Source organism: Pseudomonas sp. PDM21 (assembly GCF_014852505.2).
Classification (GTDB): Bacteria; Pseudomonadota; Gammaproteobacteria; order Pseudomonadales; family Pseudomonadaceae; genus Pseudomonas.
Genome location: NZ_CM181223.1, coordinates 5365759 through 5379049, shown reverse-complemented (window position 1 = coordinate 5379049; position 13291 = coordinate 5365759). Strand labels below are relative to the sequence as shown.

General features: G+C 66.8%; 11 protein-coding genes. 7 read left to right on the top strand and 4 right to left on the bottom strand.

Translation table 11 applies throughout. The annotated features are described in order from the left end of the window. Positions 1 to 92: 92 nt before the first annotated feature. Positions 93 to 2636, top strand: a complete 2544-nt coding sequence (locus IB275_RS24795) for a LuxR C-terminal-related transcriptional regulator (protein WP_192291992.1) — start codon at positions 93 to 95, stop codon at positions 2634 to 2636. A 10-nt stretch (positions 2637 to 2646) separates the two neighbouring features. Here the strand turns inward: IB275_RS24795 and IB275_RS24790 are convergent, their stop codons facing one another. Continuing rightward, positions 2647 to 3456: a SirB1 family protein gene (locus IB275_RS24790; RefSeq protein WP_192291989.1), complete on the bottom strand. Its 810-nt coding sequence runs from the start codon at positions 3454 to 3456 to the stop codon at positions 2647 to 2649. A gap of 155 nt (positions 3457 to 3611) precedes the next feature. Between IB275_RS24790 and IB275_RS24785 the strand changes: the two genes are divergently transcribed. Next, a complete protein-coding gene (locus tag IB275_RS24785; RefSeq protein ID WP_192291986.1) occupies positions 3612 to 4646 on the top strand; it encodes a Leu/Phe/Val dehydrogenase in 1035 nt (344 codons plus the stop codon). A gap of 60 nt (positions 4647 to 4706) precedes the next feature. On the opposite strand, the gene IB275_RS24780 is transcribed toward IB275_RS24785, so the two are convergent. After that, the gene (locus tag IB275_RS24780; RefSeq protein WP_081516223.1) at positions 4707 to 4973 is read right to left on the bottom strand and encodes a YebG family protein; all 267 of its coding nucleotides are present in this window, start codon (positions 4971 to 4973) and stop codon (positions 4707 to 4709) included. A gap of 270 nt (positions 4974 to 5243) precedes the next feature. Beyond that, positions 5244 to 5525 (bottom strand): DUF3509 domain-containing protein, encoded by a 282-nt coding sequence (locus IB275_RS24775; protein ID WP_138216095.1) that lies wholly within the window; start codon positions 5523 to 5525, stop codon positions 5244 to 5246. Between the two features lie 169 nt (positions 5526 to 5694). On the opposite strand from IB275_RS24775, the gene IB275_RS24770 reads away from it, so the two are divergent. The 5 genes from IB275_RS24770 to IB275_RS24750 all read left to right on the top strand — a co-directional run bounded on the left by IB275_RS24770 (position 5695) and on the right by IB275_RS24750 (position 10375). Beyond that, positions 5695 to 6174: a phosphate-starvation-inducible protein PsiE gene (locus IB275_RS24770; protein WP_192291983.1), complete on the top strand. Its 480-nt coding sequence runs from the start codon at positions 5695 to 5697 to the stop codon at positions 6172 to 6174. 85 nt (positions 6175 to 6259) lie between these two features. Further along, on the top strand, positions 6260 to 7231 hold the full coding sequence (locus IB275_RS24765; RefSeq protein WP_192291980.1) for an HlyD family secretion protein: 972 nt from the start codon (positions 6260 to 6262) through the stop codon (positions 7229 to 7231). Then, positions 7213 to 8385, top strand: a complete 1173-nt coding sequence (locus IB275_RS24760; protein WP_192291977.1) for an ABC transporter permease — start codon at positions 7213 to 7215, stop codon at positions 8383 to 8385. The genes IB275_RS24765 and IB275_RS24760 overlap by 19 nt, the downstream gene beginning before the upstream one ends. A gap of 9 nt (positions 8386 to 8394) precedes the next feature. Beyond that, positions 8395 to 9528, top strand: coding sequence for an ABC transporter permease (locus IB275_RS24755; RefSeq protein WP_192291975.1), 1134 nt, complete (start codon positions 8395 to 8397; stop codon positions 9526 to 9528). A gap of 61 nt (positions 9529 to 9589) precedes the next feature. Continuing rightward, complete coding sequence (locus tag IB275_RS24750; RefSeq protein ID WP_192291972.1) at positions 9590 to 10375, top strand: 3-hydroxybutyrate dehydrogenase; 786 nt, start codon at positions 9590 to 9592, stop codon at positions 10373 to 10375. A gap of 448 nt (positions 10376 to 10823) precedes the next feature. Here the strand turns inward: IB275_RS24750 and IB275_RS24745 are convergent, their stop codons facing one another. Then, positions 10824 to 13205: an SNF2-related protein gene (locus IB275_RS24745; RefSeq protein ID WP_494514419.1), complete on the bottom strand. Its 2382-nt coding sequence runs from the start codon at positions 13203 to 13205 to the stop codon at positions 10824 to 10826. Positions 13206 to 13291: the final 86 nt, after the last annotated feature.

The following is a 13291-nucleotide window of genomic DNA, read 5'->3' as shown; positions in this document are numbered from 1 at the left end:
CTGCGCTATACCGTCCCATGAATCTGGCTGATGGTCCTTTGCCCGCTTCGCCCGGCGGCATAGTCTGGCCTGCAAATGGCCGGAAGAAGCCCATGTCGACAATCGCCCTGCACAGTCTTACAGAGCACGGTGCGGCGCTGCCTCGCCTGCCCCGCCAGCACCTGCCTCGCGAACGGCTGCATGCCAGCCTGAGCGCCACCGAGTGCCGCCTGCGCCTGCTGGTGGCGCCGCCTGGTTGCGGCAAGACGGTGCTGATGAGCGAGTGCGCGCGGCTGGCGCCAGCCGGCACCCGCGTGGTCTGGTTGGGCCTGGGCGGTCGGGCGCTAGAACCCGAACAGTTCTGCGAACGCCTCGGCGAGGCGCTGGGCGTGCCCTGGTCAGGCGAAGCGGCGCTGGCGGCCTGGCTGGAGAGCGCCAGCGAGCCGGTCTGGCTGATGCTCGACGACTATCCCCGTGCCCCCGATCCCGCCCTCGACGACTGCTTCGATCGCCTGCTCGCCGTAGCCTCGCCGCAGATCGGCTGGTGGCTGGCCAGCCGCCGTCGCCCTGCCTGCAACCTCACCCGCCTGCTGCTCGAAGGCGAACTGCTGGAGCTGGCCGCCAGCACCCTGGCGCTGACCCAGTGCGAGCTGGATGCCTACCTGCAGACCGCCGGCCTGGAATGGCCGCAGGCCCAGCGCCAGGCCCTGCAGGACGCCACCCATGGCTGGTTCGCCGGCGTGCGCCTGCGCCTGCTCAGCCTGGGCAGCGAGCCCGTCGCACCCTGCGCCACCCAGGTGGCCGAGACCGGCAATGGCCTGCTGCAGGACTACCTGCAACGCGAAGTCCTGGCGAGCCTGCCGGCGGAGCTGGCGGAAACCCTCTGCGGTCTGGCACAGATCGCCCGCTTTAACCGCGAACTCTGTGATTACCTGTTCGACGAACCCGGCCTTGGCCTGGATGGCCTGCAGGCCTGGGGCGTGTTGATCGAAGCGGTGGACAACACCCAGCACTGGTTCCAGGTGGCGCCGATGCTTGCGGCGGCGCTGGCGAGCCTGTCGCGCTGGCCAGCGGCGACCTTGCACCGGCGCGCCTGCCAGTGGTTCACCCAGTGCGGGGAAATCCACTCGGCTTTCGAACATTCCCTGTACGCCGAGCAGCCGGACGTGTCCGCCAGCCTGCTGCAACGCCTGACGGAGGAGCAGTTGCTGCACGGGCGCAATGTCGAGCGTGTACTGCAACTGCGCGAGTCGCTGCCCGAGGAGCTGCTGTGCAGCACACCACGCCTGCTCATCCTCAATGCCTGGACGCTGTTGTTCGTCGGCCGCCTGGATGACGTGGAAGCGCTGCTGACCGGCTTCGACCGCTTCCTGCCGATGCCCGGCGAACACCGCCAGCGCGCGCTGATCGCCCAGTGGCAAGGGCTGAACGGCATGCTCACTCACGCGCGCGGCCTGCCCGGCTCCCGCGAGCAGCTACGCGAGGCCTTGCAGCACCTGCCGGAGGAAGCCTGGTCGCAGACGCTGATCTGCCTGTCCGCGCTGACCCAGCAGGCCCAGGCCGAGGGGCGCCTGGCCGAGGCTCGACTGATTAACCGTGAAGCGCTGCGGCGCGCTCGCCTGCAAGGTAGCACCACCTTCGAAGCGCTGCTGGAACTGGACCGTGCCCAGTGGCTGGAGCAGCGCGGCGAATTGCAGCGCGCCGATGCGCTGCTGGCGCGGGTGCAGGAATACCTCGACGAGATGCGCATCACCTGCAATGCCATGGCCGGCCGCGTCGCGCTTCGTCGTGGCTGGCTATGCCTGCGCCAGGGACGTGACGAGGAGGCCCGCGAGCTGTTCATCGCCGGCCTCAACGAAACCCGCCGCAGCCACGACCCGAGCCTGATCTACGGTTTCACCGGCATGGCTTGGCTGGATGCGCTGGACGGCGATACGGACGGCGCCTTCAGCCGCCTGCTGGAAGTCGAGCGGCTCATGCAGCTGCAGCATGTGCCCGAGCCGATCTACCGGGGGCCTCTGCTGCTGGCCAGCGGCGCGCTGAACCTGCGCCAGAATCGGGCGGGGCCGGCGCGGGAAGTCCTGCAGCGCGTGGCCTCGCGCTATCGCGTTGACCGTCTCAGCCCGCCCGCGGCGGCGCCGGACCAGATACTGCGCGTCGAACATCACCTGGCCCTGGCCGAACTCTATGACGGGGACGTTGACGCCGCCCTGCAGCGCTTGCTGGCGATGCTGCCGGACCTGCTGCGCCAGGGCCGCAACACCCTGGCCTGCGACGTCTGGCTGGCCCTGGCCGAGGCGCACTTCATCGATGGCAGCCTGGACGAAGCGCGCAGCGCGCTGGATGAGGGGGTATCCCTGGCCCAGCGCTTCGGGCTGCTCTCGACGCTGCGCGACACCCAGCGCCGCCAGCCCGGCCTGTTCGGCCTGCGCCCGCATGCCGGCGAGATGGCGCCGCACAACCTGCTGAGCCTGCGCGAACTCTCGGTGCTGGAACTGATCGCCCGTGGCTGTTCCAACCTGGAAATCGGCGAGCGGCTGTACATCTCCCTGCACACGGTGAAGACCCACGCACGCCGGATCAACGGCAAGCTCGGCGTGGAGCGGCGGACCCAGGCGGTCGCGCGGGCAAAAGAACTGGGCCTGCTGAAAGTCTGAACCGTGAGTATCAGTGCAGCGCCTTGGGCGGCAGACTGATCTCCGCCAGGCGCTGGGCCAGGCGCAGTTGCTCGGCGGCGTCGTCGCTGAGCAGCATGGCGCGCTCCAGGTCGTAGCGCTCCGCCTGCGGGCAATCCAGCACATGGTAGAGGTCGGCGCGGGCGAGGTGATCGCTGGCATTGGGCGGTCCCAGTTCCAGCACGCGCTGAGCATCCTTGAGCGCCCCCAGCGGTTCCCCGGCGGCCAGGTGCAGCTGGCGCAGATTGCGCGACAGGCGCTGCAGCATGTCGGCGGCGCTGGCGGTGCGCAGGTGCTCGGCGGACAGCTCGGCGCTGGCGCCCATCTGGCGCGCCAGCAGGTCGCGGCAGTCGCGTGTATAGAGGCGGCGGCCGGTGGCGGGGTCAAGCAGGTGGTCGGCGCCGGGTACGCGCAGCAGGAAGCGTCCGGGGAAGTTCACCCCGACCAGAGTGATGCCGTTGCGCCGTGCCATCTCCAGGGCGATCAGCGCCAGCGACAGCGGCTGGCCATGGCGGCGCTGCAGTACCTGGGGGAGCAGTGCGGCGCGCGGGTGCAGCGGGTATTCGTCGTCCTCGGCGAAGCCCAGCTCGCTCAGTCGGCGCAGCAGGAACTGCGCGCGCTCCGCATCGCCCGTGCCTTGCGGAAGGGCCACCGCGACCTGGTGCGCGAGCGAGTCGAACAAGCGCAGCGTCTGGTCCGGCGGCAGGTGCGGTTCGTGCTCGGCGGCGATCCACAGGGCCGCTTCGAACAGGGCGGGCGGGTCCTGGGCAAGACAGGCAAGACAGGCTTGACGCGGGTCCATGGCGTTCTCCGGCTGACTCTGCGGTTGTAACCGGAGCGCCGGGCGCTCGTCCAGTGGTGCAGTCGTCGCCCGTGAAGGTGTTGTGACAGGCGCTGCCTATACTGAAGAGGGTCCGCCTTCGGACCGCCGTCCACCCCCAGCAAGGGAGCGCCGCCATGTTCGACATGATGGAAGCCACCCGGCTCGAGTCGCTGCATCTCTTCCAGGACCCGGCCACGGGACTCAAGGCCATTATCGCCATCCACAATTCCCGGCTTGGCCCTGCACTGGGTGGTTGCCGCTACCTTCCGTACCCCAGCGACGATGCCGCGCTGCGCGATGCCTCGCGTCTGGCCCAGGGCATGAGCTACAAGGCGGCGCTGGCGGGACTGCGCCAGGGCGGCGGCAAGGCTGTGATCCTGCGCGCCCCGCACGTCAACAACCGTGGCGAACTCTTCGAAGCCTTCGGTCGTGCGATCGATTCTCTGGGCGGCGCGTACATTACGGCGGTAGACAGCGGTACCTCCAGCGCCGACATGGACTGTATCGCCCAGTTCACCCGCCATGTCACCAGCACCACCAGTGGCGGCGATCCTTCACCGCACACCGCTCTGGGGGTGTTCTCCGGTATCCGCGCCAGCGCTCAGGCACGCCTGGGCAGCGATGATCTCGATGGCTTGCGTGTGGCGGTCCAGGGACTGGGCAATGTGGGCTATGCGCTGGCCGAACACCTGTCGGCCGCAGGGGCGGAATTGCTGGTCAGTGATATCGATGCCGGCAAGGTGCAACTCGCCGTCGAGCAACTGGGCGCCCGCCCCGTGCCCAACGAAGCGCTGCTCACTACGCCTTGCGACATCCTTGCGCCCTGCGGGCTGGGCGGTGTGCTGACCTCGCACGTGGTCGGCCACCTGCGCTGTGCCGCTGTCGCCGGGGCGGCCAATAATCAGTTGGCGCATCCGGAGGTCGCCGATGAGCTGGAGGGGAGGGGCATCCTTTATGCCCCGGACTACGTGATCAACTCCGGCGGGTTGATCTACGTCGCCCTGCAGCACCAGGGCGAGGCGCTGCCGATCATCACTGCGCACCTGTCACGCATCGCCGAGCGGCTGACCGAGGTCTACGCCCACGCCCAGGCCGATCACCTGTCGCCGGCGCGGGTCGCCGACAAGCTTGCCGAGCGAATTCTCTACGGCGAGTATTCGGGGCACTGACGCTGTTGCATCTTGCAGGAGCGAGCCATGGCGTGCCCCTGCATGCCTGGCCGCCGGGTGTCACTCCTCGGCGGCAGGCTCGCTGAAGATATCGCTCAACGCATCGGGCTGGTTCTTGAAGGCGCGGGCGAACGCATCGCGGTTCCTGGCCATGAAGATACCGATCTCCTCGACCTGATCCTCCTTCAGCGAAGGCACCGCCTTCTGCAGCACGTCGGCCAGCGTTTCCGCCAGCTCCAGCATCTTGTCGTGCCGGTCGGCTTCTGCCTTATCCATGAACAGGCGCTCCGGATCGCGGCTGCTGCGGTACACCACTTCGACGGCCATTCATCACCTCTGTGCCTTCTCTTTGATTGGGGGAGTTCGATATTACTGTTTATTTATACAGTAAAATGATTGCGCAATGCTACTGCTGCTGCGCGAATCGTTGCCAGCAGCGTAGACGCCGGAAAGGGATGTGCCTGTAGATGGCCAGTATGGGTGGCGGCCCAAAGCAGTGCGCGCGCCCCGTCGGCGCGCGCAACGCAGCCACGTGACTGGCGCAATGAATTGTCAGTCAGATGGCTCTGTAGGAAGGAATTCTTGCGGAGGGTGGCGTCAGGACGCGATCGGCAGGCCGTTTTCGCCGCGCGTCATGGCAGCCAGCAGCTGCGGCGCCGTGCCGCCTTGCTCGATGGCGATGCCGAAGCGGATGCTCTGGATGAAGCGCTGCAGCTGTTCCGGGTCCTGCAGCTGGGTATTGCGGATCAGACGGCGCGCGGCGACGCCTGCCTCGGTGGAGAGGGTCAGGACAATGCTGCCGTCGGGCCGTTCAAGGCTGAAATTGACGCGGTACTGGTCCTGGAAGGCGTCGGTCAGCTTCTGAAAGGGACTTTCCATCACTCGTTCCTGCCTGTTTTGTGGCATGCCCCTGAATGGACTCGGGGCTGGCCGAAAAAGTTCGCAGTCATATTCGCGCAGCCCATCTGTGCCATGACTGCGCAAGATCAATGGCGTAGCACTTGCAGGCTTCACGCCAACAAAGCCTTGTATTGCGGAGAACCGACGAATGAAACAGAACTGGGCCGAGCGCCTGAGCGAGCGGATGCACGGCTGTGCCGAATCCCTGGGCAACCTGCTGGTGGAGGGCTTCCACTATCTGGCGCTGTTCGCCATCGGCGGCACGGTGTTCTGGTCGGCGGCGGTGGCTTTCGGCGAGATGGTGAGCAAGGGACACGCGAGCATCGACGACATCCTGCTGCTGTTCATCTACCTCGAGCTGGGCGCCATGGTCGGTATCTACTTCAAGACCAACCACATGCCGGTGCGCTTCCTGATCTACGTGGCGATGACCGCGTTGACCCGTCTGATGATCGCCGACATCCAGCACAACCACGTGCCCGACGACGGCATCATCCTCGTCTCGGTGGCCCTGTTGCTGCTGGCGCTGGCGATCCTGGTGGTGCGCTACGCCTCCTCGCGCTTCCCTTCGCCGAGCTCGCCGCAGCGTGGCAGCGAGCGCGACCTGATCAGCGACGACGAGCGCTGATCGCCCGGCGGCTTTGATCCAGAGCCGCCGCTTGGCCAGCGGATGCACTACCATCGGTGCATCCGCTGCCTGAGAAGACCGCTCCATGAAGGGATGGAAACTGTTCGCACCCCTGCTGATCCTGGTGATCATCGCCGTCACCCTTTACCTGCGCCTGCACACCCAGCCGCTGTTGCTGCAGGGTGAGGCGGACGCCACCAACGTCATCGTCGCGTCCAAGGCCAAGGGCCGGGTCGAAGTGTTGCACGTGCGGCGCGGCGACGACGTAAAGCAGGGCCAGGTGCTCATATCCCTCAGCAGCCCCGAGCTGCAGGCCCAGCTGGACTCCCTGCGCGCCGCGCGCAACCAGGTGCAGGCGAACCTCGACGAATCCCTGCATGGCACCCGCGAGGAAACCTTGCGCGCCCTGCAGGCCAGTCTGTCCCAGGCCCAGGCCGAGCTGCGCAACGCCGAGCTGGAGTACCAGCGCAACGAGGAACTGGCTGGCCGTGGCTTCGTGTCCCAGGCGCAGTTGGATCTGTCCCGCCGTGGTCGCGACGTGGCGCGCAACCGCGTCGCCGAGGCTCAGGCCAACCTCGATGAAGGCACCCAGGGCGACCGCGAGGAACGCCGCCGCGCGCTGGAAGCCGCCGTGCGCCGGGCCGATGCACAGATACTCGAACTCCAGGCGCAGACCGACGATCTCAACGTGGTCGCGCCGGTGGACGGCGAGGTCGGGCCGATCCCGGCAGAGCAGGGCGAGCTGGTCAACGCCTACAGCCCATTACTGACGCTGGTGCGGCTGTCCGACGCCTACTTCGTGTTCAACCTGCGCGAAGATATCCTCGCCGACGTGAAGAAGGGCGACGAAGTCTCCATCCAGGTGCCGGCGCTCAAGGGCGCTGAAGTGAAGTCCCGAGTCGCGTACATCGCGCCGCTCGGCGACTTCGCCACCAAGCGCGCCACCCGCGCCACCGGCGATTTCGACCTGAAGACCTTCGAGGTACGCCTGTATCCGGACCAGCCGGTGCAAGGCCTGCGCCCCGGCATGAGCGCGCTGTGGCAGTGGAAGCAGTAAGGCGCAACCTGCTGCGTTTCGCCCAGGCCTTCGGCAGCGAAACGCGGGTCGCCCTGCGCAGCTGGACCATCCACTGGCTCGGCTGGCTCTGGCCGTTGCTGTTGTTTGTGGTGATCAGTGGCGTCTACCAGGCTGGTACGCTGCTGGACATGCCGGTGGCCGTGGTCGATGCCGACCACAGCAGCCTGTCGCGGCGCATCGTCCGCGAGCTGGACGCCGGCTCCCACGCCAAGGTCGAGGTGCTCGGCGGCGGTCTGCAGGAGGGCTTGCGCCGCCTGCGCATGGCCGATGACTATGCGTTGCTCTACATCCCGCGTGACTTCGAGGCGGACGCGCTGTCCGGCCGCCAGCCGGTCGCCGAGCTGTACTACAACTCGCTGTTCTATTCCGCCGGCTTCTACTCGACCCAGGATTTCAGCGGCCTGATGAGTTCGCTCAACGCCGAGCTGCGCCCGCGCCTGGCCACCGGCATGGACCGCGCCGTGCCGGCGCTGGCCAGCATCAGCGTGTCCTATGAAAGCCTGTTCAATGCCAGCGGCAACTACATCTACTTCCAGCAGTTCGCCGCCATCGTGCACCTGCTGCAATTGTTCGTGATCGTCGCCACCGTGCATGTGCTGGCACGCGAAGCGCCGGAGCTGCGTGCGTCGTCGCCGCACATCCTGCGCGCCCAGGCCCTCGGTGCGCGGCTGCTGGGCAAGCTGGCGCCCTACACGTTGCTGTTCAGCACGCTGCTGATGGTCGAGCTGTTCCTGCTGGTGGAGCTCAATGGCGCGCGGATCAACGGCAATTCGTGGTGGATGCTGGCGATCACCGTCTGCTACGTAGCGGCGGCGCAGAGTGTCGGGCTGATGCTGTTCATCTTCACTGCCAACCGCTACAGCGCCTATTCCCTGATCGGCCTGCTGATCGGTGTGGCGCAGACTTATTCCGGTGTGCTGCTGCCGGAACTGGCGATGCCGCAGATCGCCCGGATCATCTCTGAAGCCGAACCGTTGACCCACACCCTGCACGGTCTGTTCGACCAGTTCCTGCGCCGGGCGCCGGCCGAGTCCGGGCTCTACACCTGCTGTAAGCTGCTGCTCTATCCGCTGATCGCCTACATGATCGCCAAGATGCGCCTGCGCCGGCGTCTCGACCTGAGTCCGGCGTAAGGAGCCGCCATGGAGAATTTCTGGAAGGTCTTCCGCGAGTCCCTCAGCAGCATGCTCGGCAAGCCGATGTGGTTGCTGATGGTGCTGTCCGTGGCGTTGACTACGTTGCCCTACGCCCATCGCACCATGGACGACCTGCCAGTGGCGGTGATCGACATGGACCACAGTGCGGTATCCCGCGAACTGGTGCGTCAGCTGGATGCCGCGCCGAAGATCGCCACCGTTGGCTACGACCAGTTGCCCGATGCCCAGCACGACCTGGCCTGGCGCAAGCTGTTCGCCATCGTGGTGATTCCGCTGGACTTCGAGAAGCGCGTGCTGCGCGGTGAGGCGGTGACCGTGCCGATCTTCGGCGACGCCACCAACCGCATGGCCAACGGGCAGATCCAGCAGGACATCAGTGCTACCTACACCGAGCTTTCACTGCGCTACAACCGCGAGCGGCTGATGCGCGGCGGCTTCTCCGAGGTGCAGGCGAACGTGTTGCTGCAGCCGGCCATCGGCCAACTGACTGATCTGTTCAACCCCGGCACCAGCTTCGCCGCCATCGTCCTGCCGGGGCTGGTTACGCTGATCCTGCAGCACAGCCTGCTGCTCTCCTGCACGCGGGTTAACCTCAACCTGCGCGGCGGCACTCCGCGCTCGCTGCGCCAGCCTACCTCCACGCGCTTCGGTCGTTACGCCGCGCAATTGTTGATCTGGACGGCGCTGGCGATGCTCTTCTACGTGATCTGGCCGTGGATCATGGGCTACCGGCAGACGGCCTCGTTCTTCATGCTGATGGGCCTGGTGCTGCCCTTCCTGCTGGCGGTGATCGCCATGAGCGAGTTCATCGCCGAGCTGCTGCCCTCGGAAGAGGCGGTGTACCTGACGATGACCTTCATCACCCTGCCGCTGTTCTACATGGCCGGCTTCACCTGGCCGCCCCAGGCCATGCCGCAGTGGGTGCAACTGTTGGCCGACGCGATTCCGTCCACCTGGGCGATCCGCGCGGTGGTGGAGATGAACCAGATGAACCTGCCGCTTTCCGCCGTGGCTGACCGCATCCTGATCCTTTTCGCCATGGCGGCAGCCTATGGACTGCTGGGTACGCTGATCTACCAGTACCGCAACTGGCGCTGGGACCAGCTCAAGGGCTGGTGACCGCGGCGCTCGGCTCCGGGCCGTCTAGAGTGAGAGTTCCAACTTCCCCGGGAGCTCTCTGATGAACGCATTGAACGGCAAGGTCGCGGTGGTCACCGGTGCGGCCAGCGGCATCGGCAAACAGATTGCCCTGACCCTGGCGCAGGCCGGTGCCGCAGTGGCCATCACCGACCTGCAGCAGGACGCCGCCCAGCGCGTGGTGGCCGAGATCGAAGCCGCCGGCGGCAAGGCGCTGGCGGTGGCCATGGACGTGACCGACGAGCAGGCCGTGGACCGCGGCATTGAGCAAGTAATCGCCACCTTCGGCGGGCTCGACATCCTCGTCTCCAACGCTGGCATCCAGATCGTCAATCCATTGCAGGACTATGCCTTCGCCGACTGGAAGAAGATGCTCGCCATCCACCTCGACGGCGCTTTCCTCACTACCCGCGCAGCGCTACGCCACCTGTACCCGGCCGGGCGCGGCGGCGTGGTGATCTACATGGGCTCGGTGCACTCCCACGAAGCCTCGCCGCTCAAATCCGCCTACGTCACTGCCAAGCACGGCTTGCTCGGCTTGGCCCGTACCCTGGCCAAGGAAGGCGGGGCGTACGGCGTGCGCTCCCATGTGGTGTGCCCCGGTTTCGTGCGCACGCCCCTGGTGGAAAAGCAGATTCCCGAGCAGGCGAAGGAGCTGGGCATCAGCGAGGAGGCAGTGGTGAAGCAGGTGATGCTCGGCGGGACGGTGGATGGGGAGTTCACCACCGTGGAAGACGTGGCGCAGACGGTGCTGTTCCTGGCCAGTTTTCCCTCGGCGGCGCTCACCGGGCAGTCGGTGCTGGTCAGCCATGGCTGGGGCATGCGCTGACAAGGCGGCGCAAGAACAACGACCCCGTCTCGTAAGGGGACGAGCGGGGTCATTGGGTCGACTTGCTTGCGCCGGCTGGGGCCCCGGTGTGCCCGGGGCGTCTGCCTCTGCCGGGTCCGGGCTCGTTGCGTCGGTGCAGGGGTAGATTCCTACATGCCAGTGCTTGGCGATGTAGTGGATTTCCCCTTCGTGGTGTCAGGTGCTTCTTCAATGTCGGAACAACTGTCTTTTCTCGGCGACTGATCTCTGGCACCCATAGGGCGAATAACCCGGAACCGGTTATCCGCCAGGACGGCAGATAACGCCGCGGGCGTTATGCGCCGTACACGGGATATCGAGGCATGGAGCTATTGTAGGGACGGGCCAAGCGGGTGATCGCCAGCATGGCCCGTACTTCGCAGTCAGGTGTGTTCGCGAGCAAGCTCGCTCCTACAGGGAGCGCGGCGGGTCAGACCGCCTTCGGCAGCGGCGCGAACAGCGCGTCGATATCCGCGTCGTCGAGCTGCCAGTCGCTGCCCGAGCCGTCGAGGATGCCGGCGGCCAGGGCGGCCTTGTCGCGCTGCAGCAGCTGGATCTTCTCTTCCACCGTGCCGCGGGCGATCAGCTTGTAGACGAACACCGGCTTGTCCTGGCCGATACGATAGGCGCGGTCGCTGGCCTGGTTCTCGGCGGCCGGGTTCCACCAGGGGTCGTAGTGGATCACGGTGTCGGCGGCGGTGAGGTTCAGGCCTACGCCACCGGCCTTGAGGCTGATCAGGAACAGCGGCACGCGGCCTTCCTGGAAATCCTTCACCGGTGCGCGGCGGTCGCGGGTCTCACCGGTGAGCAGGGCGTACTCCAGGTTGCGCTCGGCCAGCGCCTCGCCGATCAGCGCGAGCATCGAGGTGAACTGCGAGAACACCAGCACCCGGCGGCCTTCGGAGAGCAGCTCTTCGAGCATGTCGAGCAGGTAGACCAGCTTGCCCGAGGTCACCGCACGCGCGGATTTGCCGGTGGGCGGCGGGGCTTCCTTGTTCACCAGGCGGATGTCGCAGCAGACCTGGCGCAGCTTGAGCAGCGCCTCGAGGATGATGATCCGGCTGCGCGCCAGGCCACGGCGGGCGATCTCGTCGCGCACCTTGCGGTCCAGCGCCAGGCGCACGGTCTCGTAGAGGTCTCGCTGTGCCTCGCTGAGCTCGATATGCTGGATGAACTCGCTCTTGGGTGGCAGTTCCGAGGCCACCTGCTCCTTGGTGCGACGCAGCAGGAACGGGCGGATGCGCGCGGCCAGGTGTGCCAGGCGGCCCTGGGCGCCATGGCGTTCGATGGGGGTCCGGTAGTCCACGGCGAACTGCCGCGCATCGCCCAGCCAGCCCGGCAGCAGGAAGTGGAACAGCGACCACAGCTCGCCCAGGTGATTCTCCAGCGGCGTGCCGGTCAGGCACAACCGGTGGCGCGCCCGGAGGTGGCGCGCGGCCTGGGCGGCCTTGGTGGTGGCGTTCTTGATGTTCTGTGCCTCGTCGAGGATCAGCAGGTGATACTCGTGCTGCGCGAGCTTCTCGGCATCGCGCGGCAACAGGGCGTAGGTGGTGAGGATCAGGTCGTGCTCGGCAATCTTCGCAAATGCCTTGCGCCGCCCGGCGCCATGCAGGGCGAGCACGCGCAGGTCGGGCGTGAAGCGCTCGGCCTCGTCCAGCCAGTTGGGAATGAGGCTGGTGGGCATGATCACCAGGGCCGGGCTGGTCAGGCGCCCGGCCTGCTTTTCCAGCAGTACGTGGGCAAGGGACTGCAGCGTCTTGCCCAGCCCCATGTCGTCGGCGAGGATGCCGCTGGCGTCGACTTCGCGCAGGGTCTGCATCCAGCTCAGGCCTTCGTGCTGGTAGCCGCGCAACTCGGCGTTGAGGCCGGCGGGGATCTGCGCCGGCTGGGCGCGGTAGTCGCGCAAGCGATGGGCGATCTCGCGCAGCTGCTCGCCGCCCTGCCAGGTCAGCGGCAGTTCTTCCAGCTCGGTGAGGCGCGCAGCGTCCGGTGCGCCCATGCGCAGTCGGCGTACCGGCGGCTGTTCACCGATGTAGAACTCGGAGAGCGTGCCCAGCATTGGCTTGAGCTTGCCGAACGGCAGCGAGACGCGCAGCGGACGGTCGGAGGCGGTCTGCCAGGTGTGGACTGGGTTGCGCCCGGCATCCAGGCGCAGCACCAGTTGTTCATCGTCGGCATGGCGGGCGAGGGCGACCGGGTCGAGCAGCGCCGGCATGCGCCGGATCAGTTCGATCAGCGCTGGCAGCAGGCTGATGCGCCGGCCCTCCACTTCGATGCCCAGCTCCAGGTCGAACCACTGGCGGTCGTCGGTTTCCTCGATCTCGGCGTACCAGTTCTCCACTGGCGTGAGGTCGAAGACGAATTCGGGACGGATGTCGATTTCCCAACCCTGTTCGCGCAGGTGCGGCAGGCCTTCGCGCATGAACTCCTGCCAGGCACTGTCGTCAGGCAGTTCGAACATTTCCCCGGCACTGTCTTCCAGCGCGTCGCTACGGCGCATCGCCGGCTTGAAGCCCAACTCGCGAAGGTCCAGGCGCCAGGCGTGTTCCAGTTCGAGCTCACGGCTGACGCGGACGATCTGGTCATCGCGGAACACCCGGATCTCGCGGCCCGAGCGCGGCGTGACGCTGCCCGAGACCGGCATGTCCCCATACAGGAACGCCAGCGCGGCGCGGTGCCGGGAGATGTTCTGCATGCGCCCGCTGCGCAGGTCGAAGCCGCTATGCACGTGGCTGCCCAGGGTCAGCCGTGGCCGGGGCGCGAGTTCGTCGCGCTCCACGACGGGCAGTGGAGATTCGGCGGGTGGCTTCATCCGAGTGTCCTTCCGGCAGTCCAGCCGAGTACGCAAACGCCCGATCATACCGCGATTTTTCTCGGGCGGGACGCGGAAGGAAGCCG

Coding starts and splice junctions, on each gene's coding strand:
- IB275_RS24795 (WP_192291992.1), top strand. CDS start 93: ATGTCGACAATCGCCCTGCACAGTCTTACAGAGCACGGTGCGGCGCTG.
- IB275_RS24790 (WP_192291989.1), bottom strand. CDS start 3,456: ATGGACCCGCGTCAAGCCTGTCTTGCCTGTCTTGCCCAGGACCCGCCC.
- IB275_RS24785 (WP_192291986.1), top strand. CDS start 3,612: ATGTTCGACATGATGGAAGCCACCCGGCTCGAGTCGCTGCATCTCTTC.
- IB275_RS24780 (WP_081516223.1), bottom strand. CDS start 4,973: ATGGCCGTCGAAGTGGTGTACCGCAGCAGCCGCGATCCGGAGCGCCTG.
- IB275_RS24775 (WP_138216095.1), bottom strand. CDS start 5,525: ATGGAAAGTCCCTTTCAGAAGCTGACCGACGCCTTCCAGGACCAGTAC.
- IB275_RS24770 (WP_192291983.1), top strand. CDS start 5,695: ATGAAACAGAACTGGGCCGAGCGCCTGAGCGAGCGGATGCACGGCTGT.
- IB275_RS24765 (WP_192291980.1), top strand. CDS start 6,260: ATGAAGGGATGGAAACTGTTCGCACCCCTGCTGATCCTGGTGATCATC.
- IB275_RS24755 (WP_192291975.1), top strand. CDS start 8,395: ATGGAGAATTTCTGGAAGGTCTTCCGCGAGTCCCTCAGCAGCATGCTC.
- IB275_RS24750 (WP_192291972.1), top strand. CDS start 9,590: ATGAACGCATTGAACGGCAAGGTCGCGGTGGTCACCGGTGCGGCCAGC.
- IB275_RS24745 (WP_494514419.1), bottom strand. CDS start 13,205: ATGAAGCCACCCGCCGAATCTCCACTGCCCGTCGTGGAGCGCGACGAA.